Origin of the sequence: Saccharopolyspora gloriosae (genome assembly GCF_022828475.1) — a bacterium.
In the GTDB taxonomy this organism is placed as follows: Bacteria; Actinomycetota; Actinomycetes; order Mycobacteriales; family Pseudonocardiaceae; genus Saccharopolyspora_C; species Saccharopolyspora_C gloriosae_A.
The window spans coordinates 2,170,684-2,187,845 of the sequence record NZ_CP059557.1 but is presented as its reverse complement, the minus strand read 5'-3'; the positions used below and the strand labels follow the sequence as shown (position 1 = coordinate 2,187,845).

The 17,162-nt window shown below is 70.2% G+C and carries 18 protein-coding genes; 15 read left to right on the top strand and 3 right to left on the bottom strand.

All coding sequences use genetic code 11. From position 1 onward, the window contains the following. Positions 1–14: 14 nt before the first annotated feature. Positions 15–1,568 carry a GMC family oxidoreductase gene (locus H2Q94_RS09275; protein ID WP_243793948.1) on the top strand — a complete coding sequence of 518 codons (1,554 nt, stop codon included), beginning with the start codon at positions 15–17 and terminating at the stop codon, positions 1,566–1,568. Between the two features lie 235 nt (positions 1,569–1,803). Beyond that, positions 1,804–2,391 carry a TetR/AcrR family transcriptional regulator gene (locus H2Q94_RS09265; RefSeq protein ID WP_397545472.1) on the top strand — a complete coding sequence of 196 codons (588 nt, stop codon included), beginning with the start codon at positions 1,804–1,806 and terminating at the stop codon, positions 2,389–2,391. Here H2Q94_RS09265 and H2Q94_RS09260 read toward each other — a convergent pair. After that, positions 2,367–3,275, bottom strand: coding sequence for an alpha/beta hydrolase (locus H2Q94_RS09260; RefSeq protein ID WP_243793945.1), 909 nt, complete (start codon positions 3,273–3,275; stop codon positions 2,367–2,369). The two genes, H2Q94_RS09265 and H2Q94_RS09260, sit on opposite strands and share 25 nt — an antisense overlap. Before the next feature lie 155 nt (positions 3,276–3,430). On the opposite strand from H2Q94_RS09260, the gene H2Q94_RS09255 reads away from it, so the two are divergent. The 4 genes from H2Q94_RS09255 to H2Q94_RS09240 all read left to right on the top strand — a co-directional run bounded on the left by H2Q94_RS09255 (position 3,431) and on the right by H2Q94_RS09240 (position 6,498). Further along, positions 3,431–4,291: a helix-turn-helix domain-containing protein gene (locus H2Q94_RS09255; RefSeq protein ID WP_243793944.1), complete on the top strand. Its 861-nt coding sequence runs from the start codon at positions 3,431–3,433 to the stop codon at positions 4,289–4,291. A 180-nt stretch (positions 4,292–4,471) separates the two neighbouring features. Beyond that, positions 4,472–4,924: an ester cyclase gene (locus tag H2Q94_RS09250; protein ID WP_243793943.1), complete on the top strand. Its 453-nt coding sequence runs from the start codon at positions 4,472–4,474 to the stop codon at positions 4,922–4,924. A gap of 43 nt (positions 4,925–4,967) precedes the next feature. After that, entirely contained in the window at positions 4,968–5,588 is a 621-nt protein-coding gene (locus H2Q94_RS09245; protein WP_243793942.1) for a TetR/AcrR family transcriptional regulator, read from the top strand. Positions 5,589–5,721: 133 nt separating this feature from the next. Further along, positions 5,722–6,498, top strand: a complete 777-nt coding sequence (locus tag H2Q94_RS09240) for an MBL fold metallo-hydrolase (protein ID WP_243793941.1) — start codon at positions 5,722–5,724, stop codon at positions 6,496–6,498. Positions 6,499–6,632: 134 nt separating this feature from the next. Here the strand turns inward: H2Q94_RS09240 and H2Q94_RS09235 are convergent, their stop codons facing one another. Together H2Q94_RS09235 and H2Q94_RS09230 are read right to left on the bottom strand one after the other, a co-directional pair. Further along, positions 6,633–7,292, bottom strand: coding sequence for an AAA family ATPase (locus H2Q94_RS09235; RefSeq protein ID WP_243793940.1), 660 nt, complete (start codon positions 7,290–7,292; stop codon positions 6,633–6,635). Between the two features lie 130 nt (positions 7,293–7,422). Then, positions 7,423–8,259, bottom strand: coding sequence for a helix-turn-helix transcriptional regulator (locus H2Q94_RS09230; protein WP_243793939.1), 837 nt, complete (start codon positions 8,257–8,259; stop codon positions 7,423–7,425). 102 nt (positions 8,260–8,361) lie between these two features. Between H2Q94_RS09230 and H2Q94_RS09225 the strand changes: the two genes are divergently transcribed. From H2Q94_RS09225 to H2Q94_RS09185, 9 genes are all read left to right on the top strand, one after another. Then, positions 8,362–9,054 carry an SDR family NAD(P)-dependent oxidoreductase gene (locus H2Q94_RS09225; protein WP_243793938.1) on the top strand — a complete coding sequence of 231 codons (693 nt, stop codon included), beginning with the start codon at positions 8,362–8,364 and terminating at the stop codon, positions 9,052–9,054. Positions 9,055–9,302: 248 nt separating this feature from the next. Continuing rightward, positions 9,303–10,211: a PDR/VanB family oxidoreductase gene (locus H2Q94_RS09220; RefSeq protein WP_243793937.1), complete on the top strand. Its 909-nt coding sequence runs from the start codon at positions 9,303–9,305 to the stop codon at positions 10,209–10,211. Between the two features lie 16 nt (positions 10,212–10,227). After that, complete coding sequence (locus H2Q94_RS09215) at positions 10,228–11,031, top strand: siderophore-interacting protein (RefSeq protein WP_243793936.1); 804 nt, start codon at positions 10,228–10,230, stop codon at positions 11,029–11,031. A gap of 93 nt (positions 11,032–11,124) precedes the next feature. Beyond that, the gene (locus H2Q94_RS09210) at positions 11,125–11,676 is read left to right on the top strand and encodes a GNAT family N-acetyltransferase (protein WP_243793935.1); all 552 of its coding nucleotides are present in this window, start codon (positions 11,125–11,127) and stop codon (positions 11,674–11,676) included. Between the two features lie 442 nt (positions 11,677–12,118). Beyond that, the gene (locus H2Q94_RS09205; protein WP_243793934.1) at positions 12,119–13,093 is read left to right on the top strand and encodes an Lrp/AsnC family transcriptional regulator; all 975 of its coding nucleotides are present in this window, start codon (positions 12,119–12,121) and stop codon (positions 13,091–13,093) included. A gap of 145 nt (positions 13,094–13,238) precedes the next feature. Next, the gene (locus tag H2Q94_RS09200; protein ID WP_243793933.1) at positions 13,239–14,567 is read left to right on the top strand and encodes an aminomethyl transferase family protein; all 1,329 of its coding nucleotides are present in this window, start codon (positions 13,239–13,241) and stop codon (positions 14,565–14,567) included. 58 nt (positions 14,568–14,625) lie between these two features. Beyond that, positions 14,626–15,153, top strand: coding sequence for a DinB family protein (locus tag H2Q94_RS09195; RefSeq protein ID WP_243793932.1), 528 nt, complete (start codon positions 14,626–14,628; stop codon positions 15,151–15,153). A gap of 82 nt (positions 15,154–15,235) precedes the next feature. Next, positions 15,236–15,919: an HNH endonuclease family protein gene (locus H2Q94_RS09190; protein WP_243793931.1), complete on the top strand. Its 684-nt coding sequence runs from the start codon at positions 15,236–15,238 to the stop codon at positions 15,917–15,919. A gap of 91 nt (positions 15,920–16,010) precedes the next feature. Next, on the top strand, positions 16,011–16,901 hold the full coding sequence (locus tag H2Q94_RS09185; protein ID WP_243793930.1) for a TIGR03619 family F420-dependent LLM class oxidoreductase: 891 nt from the start codon (positions 16,011–16,013) through the stop codon (positions 16,899–16,901). Positions 16,902–17,162 lie beyond the last annotated feature (261 nt).

Below are 17,162 nucleotides of genomic sequence, written 5' to 3'. Positions count from 1 at the left end.
ACGGAGCTGTGACCATGACCGAGGAGTTCGACTACGTCGTCGTCGGCGGCGGCAGCGCGGGTGCCGCGGTGGCCGCGCGACTGTCCGAGGACCCGTCCACCACGGTGTGCCTGCTGGAAGCGGGACCGTCCGATGTGGGCGACAAGGCGATCCTGGAACTGGACCGCTGGATGGCGCTGCTGGAGTCCGGCTACGACTGGGACTACCTGGTGGAGCCGCAGGAACAGGGCAACTCGCACATGCGCCACGCCCGCGCCCGGGTGCTCGGCGGCTGCTCCTCGCACAATTCGTGCATCGCGTTCTGGGCGCCCGCCGAGGACCTCGACGAGTGGGAGTCGATGGGCGCCACCGGCTGGGGCGCGAAGGACATCTTCCCGCTGTACAAGCGGCTGGAGACCAACGACGGACCCGGTGAGCACCACGGCCGCAGCGGTCCGGTGACGTTGCGCAGCGTGCCGCCGAAGGACCCGTCCGGGGTGGCGCTGCTGCAGGCCTGCGAGCAGGCGGGCATCCCGATCACCGAGTTCAACTCGGGCAAGACCGTCACCCACGGCGCGAACTGGTTCCAGATCAACGCCCGCGAGGACGGCACCCGCTCGTCGTCGTCGGTGTCGTACCTGCACCCGATCATCGGCAAGCGCCCGAACCTGGAGGTGCGCACCGACGTGCGCGCCAAGAAGGTCACCTTCGACGGCAAGCGCGCCACCGGCGTGAACTACCTCGACCCGGACCTCATCCACACCCGCACGGTCCAGGCGCGGCGCGAGGTCGTGCTGTCGACCGGCGCGATCGACACGCCGAAGCTGCTGATGCTCTCCGGCATCGGCCCTGCCGAGCACCTGCGCGAGGTCGGCGTCGACGTGCTCGTCGACTCCCCCGGCGTGGGCTCGAACCTCCAGGACCACCCGGAGGGCGTCATCGGCTGGGACGCGAAGCAGCCGATGCCCACCGAGTCGACGCAGTGGTGGGAGATCGGCATCTTCACCACCACCGAGCCCGGCCTGAACCGGCCGGACCTGATGTTCCACTACGGTTCGGTGCCGTTCGACATGCACACCGCGCGGCAGGGCTACCCGACGACGGAGAACGGCTTCTGCCTGACCCCGAACGTCACCCGCAGCCGCTCGATCGGCACGGTCCGGTTGCGCACCAGGGACTTCCGGGACAAGCCGCGGGTGGATCCGCGCTACTTCACCGACTCGCACGACATCCGGGTGATGACCGAGGGCATCAAGCTGGCCCGCAAGATCGTCTCGCAGCAGGCGATGCAGGGCTGGGCGGGCGCCGAGCTGCACCCCGGCCCGGACGTGCGGACCGAGGACGAGATCGCGGACTACATCCGCAAGACGCACAACACCGTGTACCACCCGGCGGCCTCGGTGCCGATGGGCGCGGACGACGACGCGAACGCACCGCTGGACGCGCGGCTGCGCGTGAAGGGCGTTGAGGGCTTGCGCGTGGCGGACGCCTCGGCGATGCCGTTCCTGGTGGCGGTGAACCCGAACATCACCACCATGGCCATCGGCGAGAAGTGCTCCGACCTGCTTAAGGAGGACAACGCCGCGTAGTTCGCGGCGCTGAAGACGGCCCCTCCGGCCCCCCGTTCCGGAGGGGCCGTCTCGCGTTCGCAGAGCCGGGGTCCGCGTCCGGTGGCGGTCGTGATCCGCCGCGCACAACGCCCGAGTCAGTTCGTGGAGCGGGAGGTCACCAGGGAACCGTCCGCCCCAGGTAGTCGAGGTATTCGGGCCGGGCCGGTCCCGCTTCGCGAGCAGGACGTCCACCAGGTTCGGGACGCTCTGCTCGATCGTCAGCCGCGCGTCCGGCCCGCCCAGTGCGGTTACCGCACAGCAGATCCTCGAAGCCGCCCAGATCGAGTTCGGCGAGCACGGACTGGAAGGATCGACCGTCCGCGGGGTCGCGCAACGGGCCGGGATCGACCCGTCCCTGGTCATCCGGCACTACGGCTCGAAGAACGACCTCTTCACCATCGCGATCCGGCTCCCCGGCGACAGCACCGAGCACGACGTCGCCGAGCACCTCTTCGACGTCGTCGACGTCCGCCTGGGCGAGCTCCCGGCCGAATCCCGCGCACTCGTGCGATCGATGCTCACCGCGCCGGAGGCGACGGCGGCCTTGGGCGACTTCCTCAACGAACGGACCGCGAACCTCGCGCACGGCGGCGGCGAAGACGCCGGTCTGCGAGCGGCGCCGACCGCCAGCAGCATCCTCGGGCTCACGATCGCGCGGCGCTTCCTCAAGCTCGACGCGCTCGGCGAGATCTCCGAGGAGCAGATCGAGAAGACCGTCCGCCCGTGGATCACCGCAGCCATCGGCGACGGCCCTCCCGCTGAGCGCCGCCGAGCCCGTCAGACCGCGAGGTGTTCGCCGTAGAAGGCGATCAGCTTCCTCACCGCCGGGGTGACGTACTCGTCCCGGTCGTAGAGGTCCACGTGCGTGGCGCCCTCGATGATGCACAGCTCCGCCGGTCCCGTCGCCGCCGCGACCGCCTCCCGGCTGTGGTGCGCGGTCTCCGCCTCCGAGCCGGCGATCATCAGCAGCGGCCGGGGCGCGAGCAGCCGCATCATCGCGAAGGAGTCGTGCAGCGCGACCCTTCCGAGGTCGCGCACCAACCGGGTACCGCCGGCGCGCGGGTGAGCGCCGCGTGCGGTGCGGTAGAACTCCCAGGTCTCCCTGTCCTGGCGCGATTCGGAATACCGCATCTCGTCCGGGACCCACGGCACCCGGTGCGGCGGCTCGCCCCGCGCCTCAGCGGTGCGCATCTCCCCGGACTGGGCGAGCACGGCGTCGAGCACCGCGGGGTCCTGCTCGCCGTCGATGCCCTCGCGGACCACTTTGCCGAAGTCGCCTGCGCTGACGGTGGCCACGGCCTTGATCCGCCGGTCGGTCTGCGCGGCGTAGGGGACGTAGCCGCCGGAGGCGCAGATGCCCAGCGCCCCGATCCGGTCCGGATCGATCTCCGGGCGGGCGCCGAGGTGGCTCACCGCCGCGCGGACGTCCTCGGCGCGCTGGGAGGGGTCCTCCGTGCCGCGCGGTTCGCCTTCGCTCTCGCCCTGGTAGGCGGCGTCGAAGACCAGCACGGCGAACCCTGCGCGGGCCAGGTGTTCGCCGTAGGTGGTCGGGCTCTGCTCCTTCACGCCGCCGCCCGGATGGCCGACGACGACTGCCGGGAGCCGATCACCGGTGTGATCGTCCGGGGTGAACAGGATCCCGGCGATGGCGAGACCGTTGCTGGGGAAGGTGACCGTCGTCTTCATGGGCTTCTTTCGGTTCCGGTGTTCGGAGGCGGCGGCCGAGACGCCGTCCGCCACATCGAGGTTCGCCCGGACCGGACGTCGGAAGAAGAGCCGCTCGTGTCCTAGGACAGCGCTGTCCCAGGACCCGCCCGCCGCTCACTGGAACACTGGTCCGCATGAACGAGGCCGTGCACCGCAGCGAACTGGGCGATTTCCTCCGCGCCCGGCGCAGGGAGCTCAGTCCCGCCGCGGTGGGGCTGCCCGGTTCCGGCGGCAGGCGACGGGTCGAGGGCCTGCGCCGGGAGGAGGTGGCCGCGCTGACCTCGATCAGCACCGACTACTACACCCGCTTGGAACAAGGGCGCAGGCAGGCGTCCGAACCGGTGCTGGACGCCCTCGCCCGCGTCCTTCGACTCGGCGACGACGAACGCGCCTACCTGTTCGAGGTGTCCGGCAAGGACGCCGTTCGACCGCGGCGGCGGGCCGGGCAGGAGGCTCAGCCGCAGCTGCGGCGGCTGCTGGCCGACCTCACCGGCACACCGGCCGTGGTCCTGGGGCGCCGCACGGACGTCCTCGCGTGGAATCCGATGGCCGCCGCGCTGTTCATCGACTTCGCCCGGATTCCGTTGCGGGAGCGCAATTTCGTGCGGCTGGTGTTCACCGACCCGGCGTTCCGGGCGCTGTACCCGGATTGGGAGTACACGGCGCAGGCCTGCGCGGCGCAGCTGCGCATGGAGGCGGCGTTGGACCCGGACGATCCGGAGCTGGCCGAGCTGGTCGGTGAGCTCTCCGCGCTGGACCCGGATTTCCGGCGGTGGTGGGGCGCCCACGAAGTCGCCGTTCGGGGCACCGGCGCCAAATCGCTGCACCACCCGATCATCGGAGACGTCACGCTCGACTGGTCGACGCTCACCTGCGCCGATGATCCCGATCAGCAGCTGATCACGTTGACCGCGGAGCCCGGCACACCCGACCACGACGGCCTGCGCCTGCTCGCCGCGCGGGTGGAGGCTGCTCGTTCGGCGGCGGACGGCTAGGCGGCGAAGCGTCGTGGTCGCGCGAAGGGGCCTCGCGGCGAAGGCCGCCGCGTCCAGTGAGTTCGATCTTCGTTGACGGAACCCCCGGACCTGAGTAACTTGTTGATCAACAAGTAAGTTTCGTTCCCGGACCCCTGCGAACCCGTGACCTCCCCGCCACGAACTCCCCCGAAGGAAGCCATGATCTCCGACGACCTGCGCAAACGCCGCCTCGCCATCATCGACGAGCACATGAACACCGAGGTCACCCACGAATTCGACCTCACCCTGGAAACCTTCCACGGGCACCCGCACTACGAGATCATGCCCACGGGCCAGGTGTTCGACGGCGCCGAAGAGGTCATGGGCTACTACCGCACGACCCGCGAGGCGTTCCCCGACCAGCGCCACGACAACGTCCGCACCCACGTCTCCGACGAGACGATCGTCGTCGAGTTCGACCTGCTCGGCACGAACCTCGGCGAGTTCTACGGGATGCCGCCGACCGGCAAGTCCTTCCGCGTCCCGGTGATCGCCGTGTTCTTCTTCGAACAGGACCGGATCGTCAACGAACGCGTCTACTTCGACAGCGCGAGCCTGGTGAACCAGATCGGCCGCGGCGAACTGCTGGCCCTGGCCGGCCAGGACCTGTGATCGCGGGGCCGCCGCCCTGAAACCACCGCGAGGAGGAATCCCGATGAGCCGCCACGAATCCCGCCGCTCCCAGGAGGAACGGCGCGACGAGGCCGAACGCCGCCTGCTCGACGCCGCGGCGGAGCTGATCGGCGAAGTCGGCACGTCGAAGGTGACGCTGGCGGCCATCGGGGAACGCGCCGGGTACAGCCGAGGCCTGGCGACGCACCACTTCGGTTCGAAACCGGCGCTGATGCAGCGGCTCGTCGACTCGGTGACCGACCGGTTCCGGGAAGTGCTGCGCTCCGACGAGGTTCCCGACCGGACCCTCGATGCGGCGCTGAGCCTGGTCGACACCTACTTCGAAGTCGTGACCGATCCGCCCGCCACGCACCGGGCGCGACTGGTGCTGTGGGCCGACGCGGTGGCCACGGACTCCCCCGACGTGCGCGCGGCGATGATCTCGGCGGATCGCGTGTTCCGCGCGGAGATCACGAAGGTGCTGGAGCGCGGGAAGAACGCCGGCGACGTGCCGGCCTCGGTGGATCCGGGCGGGCTGGCGGTAGTGCTCATCGGCATGCTGCGCGGTGTCGCGCTGGAGTCGATGCTCGACGACACCGTCGACCTCAGGGCCTGCCGCGAAGAGGCCGTGCAGCTGCTCACTTCACGGCTGACGGGGCAGTGACATGCCAGGCCGGAGCCCGGCACACACCATTGCCCCCCCCGTTCGACAACTCCCCGAACGACCGCGCGCGGGAGAGAATCCTATTTCCGCGCAACGGTTTCCGACCATCGATCCAGTGTGAAACGAGGACTCCGTGAAAGTGCACCACCTCAACTGCGGCACCATGAACTCGGTGATCGCCCCGCTGATCTGCCACGTGCTGCTGATCGAGACCGAAGGCGGCCTGGTGCTCGTCGACACCGGTTTCGGCCTGCGCGACATCGCGGCCCCGGCTCAACGCCTCGGGGTGCTGCGCCACCTGACCCGCCCGGTCCTGGCAGCTGAGGAGACGGCGGCTCACCAGGTCGAACGGCTCGGATTCAGCCGGGACGACGTGCGCCACATCGTGCTCACGCACGTTGATGCCGACCACGTCGGCGGCCTGTCCGACTTCCCGGACGCCCAGGTGCACCTCACCGCCGACGAGGCCGCCGGAGCACTGCGTCCGGCCACCCGCCAGGAACGCTCCCGATACCGGCCCGGCCAATGGGCGCACGGCCCGAACTTCGTCGAGCACGGCACGGACGGCGAAGCGTGGCGAGGTTTCGCGGCGGCGAAGGAGCTCACCGGCATCTCCCCCGGCGTCGTGCTCATCGCGCTACCCGGCCACACCCGTGGGCACGCGGCCGTCGCAGTGGACGCCGGTGAGCACTGGGTGCTGCACGCCGGTGACGCGTTCTTCCACCACCACACGCTCGACGGCCGCCCGGCGCCCACCGCGCAGCGCCTGCAGGAGCTCGCCATCGCCCACGACCGGGCGAAGGTGCGGGACAACCACGCCCGCCTCGCCGAGCTGCACGGGCGTTCCGCACCGGATCTGAGGATCATCTGCGCGCACGACCAAGCCTTGTTCCAGCAGCTGCGCGGCTGAACTTTCGCGTTGCCCTGACCGGGAATTCGCGATGATCCCGTGGCGAACGATCTTGCGATCATCAGCTTGTCAGCGGCGGACCAGCCGGGGTTCCGCCACCCGTTCGCACGCCCAGGTCGTCCTGAGTGGACTGATCAGTCGACGAGGTGCCGCAGGTAGGCGTCCGGGTTCGCCAGGTAGCGGGACCAGTGGTCGACCTGGTCCAAGTCCGCCCACTTCGTCCGGCGCAGCCCGTGTTCGCCGACTTCTAGGACGTCCGCGCCGGGAACTCCGGCGAGGATCGGCGAGTGCGTGGCGCAGATGACCTGCGCGCCTGATTCCCCGATCTCGTGCAGCAGCGCGACGAGCCGCAGGCACGCGGTGAACGACAGGCCCGCTTCCGGCTCGTCCAGCACGTAGAAGCCCCGCGCCCGCAGCATCTGGTGGAAGACGGCGAGGAAGCCTTCGCCGTGACTCATGCGGACGGTGTCCGCGTCCCAGTAGCCGGGCGCACCCGCGAGGTTGCGGATCATCTCGAACGCGGTCTCCGCGCGCAGGAAGAAACCCCGCTTCCCGGTTCGCGGCCCGGCGCGCATCTTGGCGCCCGCGGACGTCGTCTCCAATTCGAGCACCTCGCCGAGCGGCGTCCTGCTTCGGCTGCTCGCGTATTTGCGGCCCGCTTTGCCGCCGTACGAGTCGAGGCCGAAGCCTTCGGCGATGGCCTCGACCAGCGTCGACTTCCCCGAGCCGTTCTCGCCGACGAGCATCGTGACGGGTTTGGTGAACGTGACCCCGTTCTCCGCGACCTCCCGCACGCACGGGACCGAGAAGGGCCACGACCGCCACGACTCGGGGTGGTGGGCCGCTCGGACCCGCGCCCGCTGAACGAACATCGCACCCCCAAGATCACCGCACAACTGTTCGATCAAGGATGCCACAGCGGCGCTAGGGCACGGACTGGGTGCCGAGGACCGCGAGCAATTCGAGCCGGTCGGCGTCCTCCGTGCCGGGATCAGCCGTGTAGATCATGATGCGCAGGTCGGCGCCCGCGACGCTGAGCACGTCGCAGTCCAGCGTGATCGGACCGACGCGCGGGTGATCGACGGTCTTGCGGGAGGCGTCGTGATCGGCCACCGCACCGGAACCCCAGAGCTCGGCGAACCGGTCGCTGCGCCGGTGCAGCTGCGCGATCAGGTCGCGCAACCGCGGATCCGCCGGGTACCTGCCCGCCGTCGCGCGCAGGTCGGCGACCAGCGCGGCCTCGAACTCGCGGCGAGCCCGTGGAGTGTGGCGGACCCGGCCACCGGGGCCAACCAGGTTGCGCCACACCGCGTTGCGCTCCTTGCCGCGCCAACCCGACGGATCCCCCATCAACGCCGCGTACAGCGGATTCGCCAGCAACATCGTCCACGCGGCGTCGAACACCGCGACCGGAGTACCCGCCAGCCTGTCGAGCATCCGCTGCACGCCGGGCGTGATCCGGGCGGGAACCACATCGCGTCCCGGCGGTACGAGACCGGCGAGCTGGAACAGGTGCTCCCGTTCCTGCCCGGACAGCCGCAGCGCCCGGCCCAGCGCCTCCACGACCTGCTCCGACGGGTTCCGCGCCCGGCCCTGTTCGAGGCGGGTCACGTAGTCCACCGAGATCCCGGCCAGCAGCGCCAGCTCTTCGCGGCGCAGTCCCGCAGCTCGCCGCGGACCACCCGCGGGCAGGCCCGCCGACTCCGGGGACACCCGATCCCGCCAGCGCCGCACCGCCCGCCCGAACTCCTCCGTCGCCATGCCCTCCACTGTGCGCCGATCCGCTTCGGGCCACCTGGCACCGGTGGTCCCAGGAAGACCGGACTCCTGGCAGGACCCGGCGGCCGGGCCGAACCTGGAGGCATGACGACGACACTCATCACCGGGGCGAACAAGGGCCTCGGCCACGAGACCGCACGCAGGCTCGTCGAGGCGGGCCACATCGTGTACGCCGCCGCTCGCGATCCGGAACGCGGGCGGCGGGCCGCGGAGCGGATCGGAGCACGGCCCATCGTGCTCGACGTCACCGACGACGCGTCCGTCGCCGCCGCCGCGGAGACCGTGGGAGCCGACGGCGGGCTCGACGTGCTCGTCAACAACGCCGGTATCGAAGACGATCCGACCCCCACCGCCGAGGTCACGGCCGACCTGATGCGGCGGCTGTTCGAGACGAACGTGTTCGGCACCGTGCGCGTCAGCCACGCGTTCCTGCCGCTGTTGCACGCGTCCGCGAATCCGGTCGTGGTGAACGTGAGCAGCGGGCTCGCCTCGAAGACCCTCGTCAGCTCCCCGGGGACGCCGACGTACCAATACCCGGGTCTCGCCTACCCGGCGTCGAAGTCCGCGGTCAACATGATCACCGTGCAGTACGCGAAAGCGTTCCCGCACATGCGGATCAACAGCGTCGAACCGGGCTTCACCGCGACCGACCTGAACGACCACCGCGGCACGCAGAGCGTCGAGGAGGGCGCCGAGATCATCGTCCGGATGGCGCGGATCGATCGGCACGGCCCCACCGGCGGGTACTTCGACGTGGACGGCTCGCTCCCGTGGTGAAGGGCCAAACGCGAGCAGCCGTCGCGTGATCCCGCGCCCGGGCGAGCTCGGACGGGATGCCGCGCGGCTGTTCGCGCGGCCTGGAACGACGCTCGCCCGCTAGCGGGGCATCCCGATCCCGGCGGCCGGAAAGCGAGTAGCGCCCGAAGCGAACAATTGCTCATAATTGAGCCATGACCTGCACGTACGAAGGTCATCGGCGTTTCGACCACGCGCCGGAAACCGCACTCGGCCAAGGTGATTCATCCATGCAGCAAGCGATTCTCGACCGCGTGGAGCGGGTCGCCGACGACGTCGTCTCCCTCGAACTGCGCGGGGCGGACGGCCGGTTGGCGCCGTGGACTCCCGGCGCGCACATCGACCTGTCGCTGCCGAACTGGCTGACCCGGCAGTACTCGTTGTGCGGCGACCCCGCCGATCGGGAGCGCTACCGCGTCGCGGTGCGCCTGGACCGGCTCAGCCGAGGCGGCTCCGAATACGTGCACCTGTTCCTGCGGGAAGGCCGGGAACTCGCTGTTTCGTTGCCGCGCAACAACTTCCCGCTCGTTCCCGCGTCCGAGTACCTGTTCATCGCGGGCGGCATCGGCATCACGCCGCTGCCCGCGATGCTGCGCGCCGCCGCCGAGGCGAGAGCGGCCTTCACCTTGGTGTACTCGGGGAAGTCCGCCGCGACCATGCCGTTCGCCGCCGAACTCCGATCCGCCCACGGCGACCGGGTGCGGCTGATCGACACCGCGGAGCAGGGCAGGCCGGACTTCGCTGCGCTCGCCGCCGAACTCAGCCCCGACGCGCTGGTCTACTGCTGCGGCCCGGCACCGATGCTCGACGCGGCCGAGGCGGCGTTCCCCGCCGAACTGCTGCACGTCGAACGATTCCGCCCCGTCACCAGGGAGTTCCCACCGAACACGGACTTCCAGGTAGATTGCGTCCGATCCGGGCGCAGCGTCCAGGTCGCATCGGACGAGTCGATGCTGGACGCGTTGAACCACGCCGGGCATCGGGTGCCGAGCGGTTGCCGCGAAGGGGTCTGCGGCAGCTGCGAACTCGCGGTCCTCACCGGGGAACCCGAACACCGCGACGACATCGGCGCCCCTCCCGGCCGGATCTACCCGTGCGTGTCCCGAGCGTCGTCCCACCACCTCGCCGTGGATCTCTGAACGGAGGGACGATCTCGTGCTGCCCAAGTTACGCACCCCCGAGACGCGCAAAATGATCACGTTGGAGGTGTTGGCGAACACCGCCACCTCCCCGAACTTCACCACCATCACCCTCGGCGGCCCCGAACTGGAACACCTGGAGAACGCGGGCCACGACCAGGCGGTGCGGCTGTTCTTCCCGCGCGAAGACCAGGACGGGCTGCGGATGCCGACGAGCTCCGGCAACGCGTGGATGGCCGAGCTGCTGCTGATGCCGAAGACGCGCCGCCCGTGGGTGCGCAACTACACGATCCGCCGCAGGCGCCCGGAACGCGGCGAGGTGGACGTCGAGTTCGCCCTGCACAGCGACGCGCCCGCCGCCGATTGGGCTTGCCGGGCACGCCCCGGCGACCCGGCGGGGATCTTCGACATCGGCGTCAGCTACCTGCCGCCGGACGACGCGGAGCGGCAGCTGCTCGTCGGCGACGAGAGCGCGGTGCCCGCGATCCTGGCGATCCTGGAACACGCCCCGGAGTCGCTGCGCGCGGACGTCGTGCTGGAAGTGCCGGAGACCGCCGACATCCGCCCTGACATCACCGCGCCCGACGGCGTCCGCGTGCGCTGGGTGGCCCGGGACGGCTCCGCGGACGTGCCCGGCGCGCCGGCGCTGGCGGCGGCGAAGGACTGGTCGCCGGGTCCGGGCCGCAGCTACACGTGGGTGGCGGGCGAGTCGAAGCTGGCCACCGGGCTGCGCAGGCACCTGGTGCAGGAGCACGGGGTGCCGAAGCAGGACATCGCGTTCTTCGGCTACTGGCGCCACGGCAGGCCCAGCCCCGGCTGACCCACTGGACCGGCACCGGCCCCGCCGAGCCCGAGTTTCCGGCTAGCTTGAACGAGAACCCGCACCAGACCGACGCGAAGGTGGCCGACATCCATGCCCGAACCCGCGATCGAGTACGTGCCCGCCGAGCGGGCGGGAACTCTCCAGGGCGAGCTCGGCGGGGCCTACCGCGATGCCTTCTCCGAAGCGCCGTACCACTACGGCGACGAGTTCGTGGACCTGTTCTTGAAGCGCTTCGCCGTCCAGCACCGGCGCGCGGGCGCCTCGCTCGTGACCGCCCGCGCCGACGGTGGCGAGCTCGCCGGATTCGGCTTCGGATTCACCATGCCCGCGAACACGCCGTGGTGGGACGACTTGCTCGTCGACGTCGACCCGTCCATCACGGAGGAACCGGCGGGACGCACCTTCGTACTGACCGAACTTCTCGTCCGGCGTCCGTGGCGAGGTCGGCGGGTCGCCACCGGCCTCCACGACCAGATCTTGCGCGACCGGCCCGAACAACGCGCCACCCTCACCGCGCGCCCCACCGCCACCGCCGCTCAACACGCCTACGCGAAATGGGGCTGGCGCAAAGTGGCGCAGCGGCACAACCCGCAACCCGGCTCCCCCCTGGTCGACATCCTCCTCAAAGACCTCCGACCATGACCCCACCGCGGCCCCGCCAACTCACCCCGCCCGACGACCATCCCCCGCCACCCCGAGGTGGGTGTTCGGGTCAGCCGAACCCGAACCACCCACAACATGCCCCTCGACAACGATCACCGCCCCACCACCGAACACGCCGCCTCACACCCGGATTTCCCTTCCTCGAAGCCAAAACACGTCCCCCTCAATGACTCCGCTCCGCCACCATCCGGATGGGCTTCACCCACCCCTCCCCGAATTTCGCGAGAAAGGTGATCAGGTCTTCGAGATCCACGACGTGGTCGCCGGTTACGGGCTCCGCCACGGCTGGGCTGGGGGCGGGTGGCTGAGCCGGTCGTTGCGGGATGCGGACCGTGGGTTCGGGCCGCGTTTTCGTCCTGCGCGGGTCGACGCGGTCGCTCCGGTGCGGATCGGCGGGTGAGGGCGGTGGCAGGATTTCGGCATGGTTGATCCGGTCGACGGGAAAATCCTGCGCGCGTTGCAGTGCTCTCCGCGCGCGTCGTTTCGGCGGATCGCCGAGGTGGCGGGGATTTCCGAGCAGACGGCCGCGCGGCGCTACCGGGCGCTGCGGCGCGCGGGTGTGGTGCGCGTCGTGGGCTTGGCCGGCTCGGCGCACGGGGATTCGCGGTGGCTCGCCCGCATCCGCTGCCGACCGGACCGCGTGGGGCCGCTCGCCGAGTCGCTGGCCCGCCGACCCGATGTCGCCTACGTCGCGCTGGCCTCCGGGGGCGCCGAGATCGTCTGCATCGTCCGCTCCCCAACCGATTCCGGGGGCGACGACCTGCTGTTGCAGCGGCTGCCCAAGGCGTCCTCCGTTCTGGACCTGAACCTCGACCTGCTGATCCACCCGTTCGGTTCTCCCGGGACGGCCGAGTGGACCGGGTTCGCCGAGGACCTCGAACCGAACCAGATCCGGCGGCTTGTCGCGGACAGGCCGTCCAGCTCCGGCGCAGGTCCGTCCGATGAGGACACTCCGCTGCTCGCCGCGCTGGCCGAGGACGGGCGTGCCACGCGCACCGAACTCGCGGAGATCACCGGCTGGCCGCCGAACCGGGTGGCCCGCCGGATGGAGGCGCTGGAATCCACCGGAGCACTGCACTACGGCGTCGACCTGCTTCCCGACGAGCTCGGCTTCCACCTGCACGCCACGCTCCTGCTGCGAGCCGCCCCGGCGGACCTCGAACGAGCCGGTGAGCGGCTCGCCCGTCACGCCGAGACCGCCTACGTCGGTGCCACCAGCGGCGAGCACAACCTCGTGGCGATCGTCGTGTGCCGCGACGCCGAGCACCTCTACCGGTACCTGACCTCCCAGGTCGGGAGCGTCCCCGGCATCAGCGGTCATCAGGTGAGCATCCGAGGCCGCCGCGTCAAGCAGGCCGGGTCCTTGATCGCCCACGGACGCCTGATGCCGTTGTGAGCCCGGCTGTTAGGTTGGCGGATTCCACCTGAACGGTCGGCCCGAGAACTGGAAGCCCACCGCTTTTTCCGCGACAGGTGGAGGTTCCTGCCCGATCCACGTCGTGCCGTGGCGATCGCCGGACCTCATGGCCGATTCTCGGGGTGTGACGACACCCAGCCTGCAAGACGGCATCAACGAGGCGGGATCACCCGTCGAACTGCTGTGGCGCCCGGACGACGCGCCGTGGACACCGCCGATCGTCGAACCCGAGTACGCGGGCTGGCGGCGGGAACAGCACTCCTGGCACACCACCGTCGCCCTGTCGGACCTCTCCCACCACATGTCCGACACCACCGTCGAAGGGCCGGATGCGACCCGCCTGCTGTCGGAGGTCAGCGCGAACGACTACGGCAGGTTCGCGATCGGCCAGGCCAAGCAGTTCGTGCCGGTGGCCCCCGACGGCAACATCATCACCGACGGCATCCTGCTCCGCGAAGCCGAGCACCGCTACGTGCTCAGCGGAGTCCCCGCCGCGCAGAACTGGGTCAAGTACCACGGCGCGAACAGCGGATACGACGTCGAGTTCAGCACCGACCCCGCATCCGACCACCGCGGCGGCGGGCCGCCGAAGCTGTTCCGGTACCAGGTCCAGGGGCCGTTGGCGGGAGAGCTGGTGGAAGCGGTCTTCGGCGGTCCGCTGCCGCCGACCAAGTTCTTCCACACGACCCCGGTGGAGCTGCGCGGGATGCGGTTCCGCGCGCTGCGGCACGGCATGGCCGGGCAACCCGGTTTCGAGTTCCTCGGCGAGTGGCGGCACGGCGCGGCCATGGAAGAAGCGCTGCTGGCCGCCGGTGAACGCTTCGGGCTGGTCCGCGTCGGCGGGCTCGCGTACCCGACGGCCAGCATGGACAGCGGCTGGATCCCGAGCCCCACCCCCGCGATCTACACCGCCCCGGAACTGTCCGGGTACCGCGAACACCTGCCGCTGCGCAGCTACGAAGGGGGACGGCCGCTGACCGGCAGCTTCTTCTCCCCCGACGTCGAGGACCACTACTGCACGCCCTACGAGTTGGGCTACGGCAAGGCGATCTCGTTCGAGCACGACTTCATCGGCCGCGACGCGCTGCTGAAAGCGAAGGACGACGTCCGCCGCACCAAGGTCACGCTCGTGTTCGACCCCGCCGATACGCGGGCGGTGCTCGGTGCGGGCTTCGTGCACAGCTACGCGCGCAACCGAATCGAGGTGGGCGACGCGCTGGCGGGCGTGACCCACCAGACCGACTCCGTCGACCCGGCCGGAACGGTCCTGGCGCTGGCGCTGCTCGACGTGCGGCACGCCCGCCCGGGCACCGAAGTGCGAGTCGTGTGGGGAGAGCACCCCGGCCCCGGAACCGATCCCGACGCCGACCTGGGCTTCCCGCGCATCCGCGCGACCGTCCACCCGGCGCCCTACGGCGACCACGCCCGCACCCGGTACCGGCTGAACCCCTGAGACCGGAGTGGACGGAACGTCCGGCGGAATGTCGGTGGTGCCGATTACGCTGCGGCGCATGGACTTTCGGGATGAGGCGCTGGATCAGCTGGACTTCTACTGGGGACAGTGGCGGCCGCGGCTGGACGGGCTCGGCGACGCGGAGTACTTCTGGGAACCCGTCGACGGCTGCTGGTCGGTGCGGGATACCGAACGGGGGTGGGAGTTCGATTTCGCGTTCCCTCCCCCGGATCCGGCGCCGTTCACGACGATCGCGTGGCGGTTGTGCCACATCGCCGATCACATCCTCGCGATGCGGGTCTCGAACCACTTCGGGGACGGCTCCTACCGGATCGACCACCACCACTACCCGAGCAGCGCCGACGAAGCCCTCGCGCACCTGGACCGCAACCACCGGCTGTGGCGCGACGGCATCGGGAACATGCCCGCGGAACGCTGGTCGCAGCCCGTCGGCGCGGCCGAGGGACCCTATGCCGACCGGTCCTACCTGACGCTGGTGCTGCACCTGAACCGGGAACTGTTCCATCACGGCGGTGAGGTCGCGCTGCTGCGCGATCTGTACCGGTTCTCCCTCGCCACCACGTGATCTCCCGCGCACGGTGGTACTGCTCGCCGACCGAGCCGTGATCGAATGGGCTGCGCACAGTAACAGCGGAGCCGGAGCGAGCATGTCGACTGGACAACAGAAGAATCAACGCACGCCGGTGTGGATCACCGTCGTGGCGGCCTTGATCATCGGGCTGGGGTGGCTCGTGTTCGAGTCCGGGCTGCTGGACCGCGTGCTCGCCACCGACTCCGCGCCCAGCACCGCGTCCGCCGGTGAGGCCGTCGAGCAGCTCGCGGCGCTCAAGGTCGAGCCGGAGGGCTCGATGGACGGCTACTCGCGGGACAGCTTCGAGCACTGGATCCCCGCGCCGGACGCCGGGAAGAACTGCAACACCCGCGAAGCGGTGCTGCGCCGCGACGGGGAGAGCGTGCAGATCAACAACTCCTGCCAAGCGACGTCGGGCAGCTGGGTCAGCACCTACAGCGGCGAGACCGTCGCCGACGACTCCGACGTCGACATCGACCACATGGTGCCGCTGGCGAACGCCTGGCGAAGCGGCGCCGACGAATGGACCGACGAACGCCGCGAGCAGTTCGCCAACGACATGAACCTGCCGCAGCTCGTCGCCGCCGACAAGAAGTCGAACCGCTCCAAGGGCGACAAGGACCCGTCGAAGTGGCGGCCGATCGAGTCCGCGTGGTGCGGCTACTCCACCGACTGGGTCACCGTGAAGCACTCCTACGGCCTGTCCATCACGACCGCCGAGAAGTCGGCGTTAGAAGAGATGCTGGCAACCTGCGGCTGAGCAGTCCGTTAGTGGTTCGGCTGGCGGAACTTCAGCCGCGGGTCGCCGGAAACGAATCGTTCCGCAAACGGCTCGGGAGAGGAGCGCCGCGATGCGCTTGGGGTTGGGACTTCCGCAGTTCGGCACGTACGCCCACCCGGACCACGTGCGCACCGTCGCCGTGGAAGCCGAAGCCATGGGCTTCGACAGCCTCTGGGCGGGTGAACGGGTCCACGCCCCGCACCGGCTGCTGACGCCCTACCCCGGCGGTGACGGGACGATGCCCGCGCAGATGCGGGCCGGGCTCGACCCGCTGCTGACGCTGGCCATCGCGGCCACCGCCACCACGCTGCCCCGGCTGGGCACGAGCACGCTCAGCGCTCCGCTGCACTCGCCGATCCTGCTGGCCCGCAACCTCACCGGCCTCGACCTGCTCAGCTCCGGCCGGCTCATCGCCGGGCTGGGGCTGAGCTGGTCCCGCGACGAGTACAACGCCGCCGGAGTGCCCTGGTCCGAGCGCGGGGCGCGGCTCGACGAGACGCTCGACGTGCTCAACGCCGCGTGGGGACCCGACCCGGTGGAGCACCACGGCCGGTTCTGGACGATCAGCGCGGGCGATTTCCAGCCGAAACCGCAGCGCAAGATCCCCGTCTACCTCGGCGGCGGCTCGGAGGCCGCGCTGCGGCGCATCGGACGCCGCGCCGACGGCTGGCTGGCGATCGCGCTGCCGCTGGACGCGCTCGGCCGCATGCTCCGCTCGCTGCGCGAACACCCGCGCGACCCCGGTCTCGCCCCGGTCACGACGGTGCTGCGAGTGAACCCCGAACTGGGCGAACCCGGCTCCAGGCCCGCACAAGGCTCCGTGGAACAAATCGCGGACTACCTGCACGCGATAGCCGAACTCGGAGTCGAGGAAGCATTCATCGACCTCCAGTTCACCTGCACCACGGTCCCCGAACTCCTCGACAACGCCGCCCGCTTCCGCACCGCCTTCCCAGCCTGACCCCCTCAGCAGACGAACCCAGCGAACAGCGACAAAGCCCGCGAAGAGCTGCGAAGGGCTGCGAAGCAAGCCGTGCCTTGCGGCGCAGCCGTGCCTGTATGCGCGAAGCGCATAGCCCACGTCAAGAAGCCGACCACCGGCGGGTTCTCAGTTGGTCTCTCGCGAGGACAGCTTTTTCCCTCGTGGCGGAGCCACTAGGGAAAAAGATCCCGCAGCGAGAGACCAACTGAGGTTCCGCCACCCGACCCCCCAAGCAACAAG

Coding starts and splice junctions, on each gene's coding strand:
- H2Q94_RS09275 (WP_243793948.1), top strand. CDS start 15: ATGACCGAGGAGTTCGACTACGTCGTCGTCGGCGGCGGCAGCGCGGGT.
- H2Q94_RS09260 (WP_243793945.1), bottom strand. CDS start 3,275: ATGAAGACGACGGTCACCTTCCCCAGCAACGGTCTCGCCATCGCCGGG.
- H2Q94_RS09255 (WP_243793944.1), top strand. CDS start 3,431: ATGAACGAGGCCGTGCACCGCAGCGAACTGGGCGATTTCCTCCGCGCC.
- H2Q94_RS09250 (WP_243793943.1), top strand. CDS start 4,472: ATGATCTCCGACGACCTGCGCAAACGCCGCCTCGCCATCATCGACGAG.
- H2Q94_RS09245 (WP_243793942.1), top strand. CDS start 4,968: ATGAGCCGCCACGAATCCCGCCGCTCCCAGGAGGAACGGCGCGACGAG.
- H2Q94_RS09230 (WP_243793939.1), bottom strand. CDS start 8,259: ATGGCGACGGAGGAGTTCGGGCGGGCGGTGCGGCGCTGGCGGGATCGG.
- H2Q94_RS09225 (WP_243793938.1), top strand. CDS start 8,362: ATGACGACGACACTCATCACCGGGGCGAACAAGGGCCTCGGCCACGAG.
- H2Q94_RS09220 (WP_243793937.1), top strand. CDS start 9,303: ATGCAGCAAGCGATTCTCGACCGCGTGGAGCGGGTCGCCGACGACGTC.
- H2Q94_RS09210 (WP_243793935.1), top strand. CDS start 11,125: ATGCCCGAACCCGCGATCGAGTACGTGCCCGCCGAGCGGGCGGGAACT.
- H2Q94_RS09205 (WP_243793934.1), top strand. CDS start 12,119: ATGGTTGATCCGGTCGACGGGAAAATCCTGCGCGCGTTGCAGTGCTCT.
- H2Q94_RS09195 (WP_243793932.1), top strand. CDS start 14,626: ATGGACTTTCGGGATGAGGCGCTGGATCAGCTGGACTTCTACTGGGGA.
- H2Q94_RS09190 (WP_243793931.1), top strand. CDS start 15,236: ATGTCGACTGGACAACAGAAGAATCAACGCACGCCGGTGTGGATCACC.
- H2Q94_RS09185 (WP_243793930.1), top strand. CDS start 16,011: ATGCGCTTGGGGTTGGGACTTCCGCAGTTCGGCACGTACGCCCACCCG.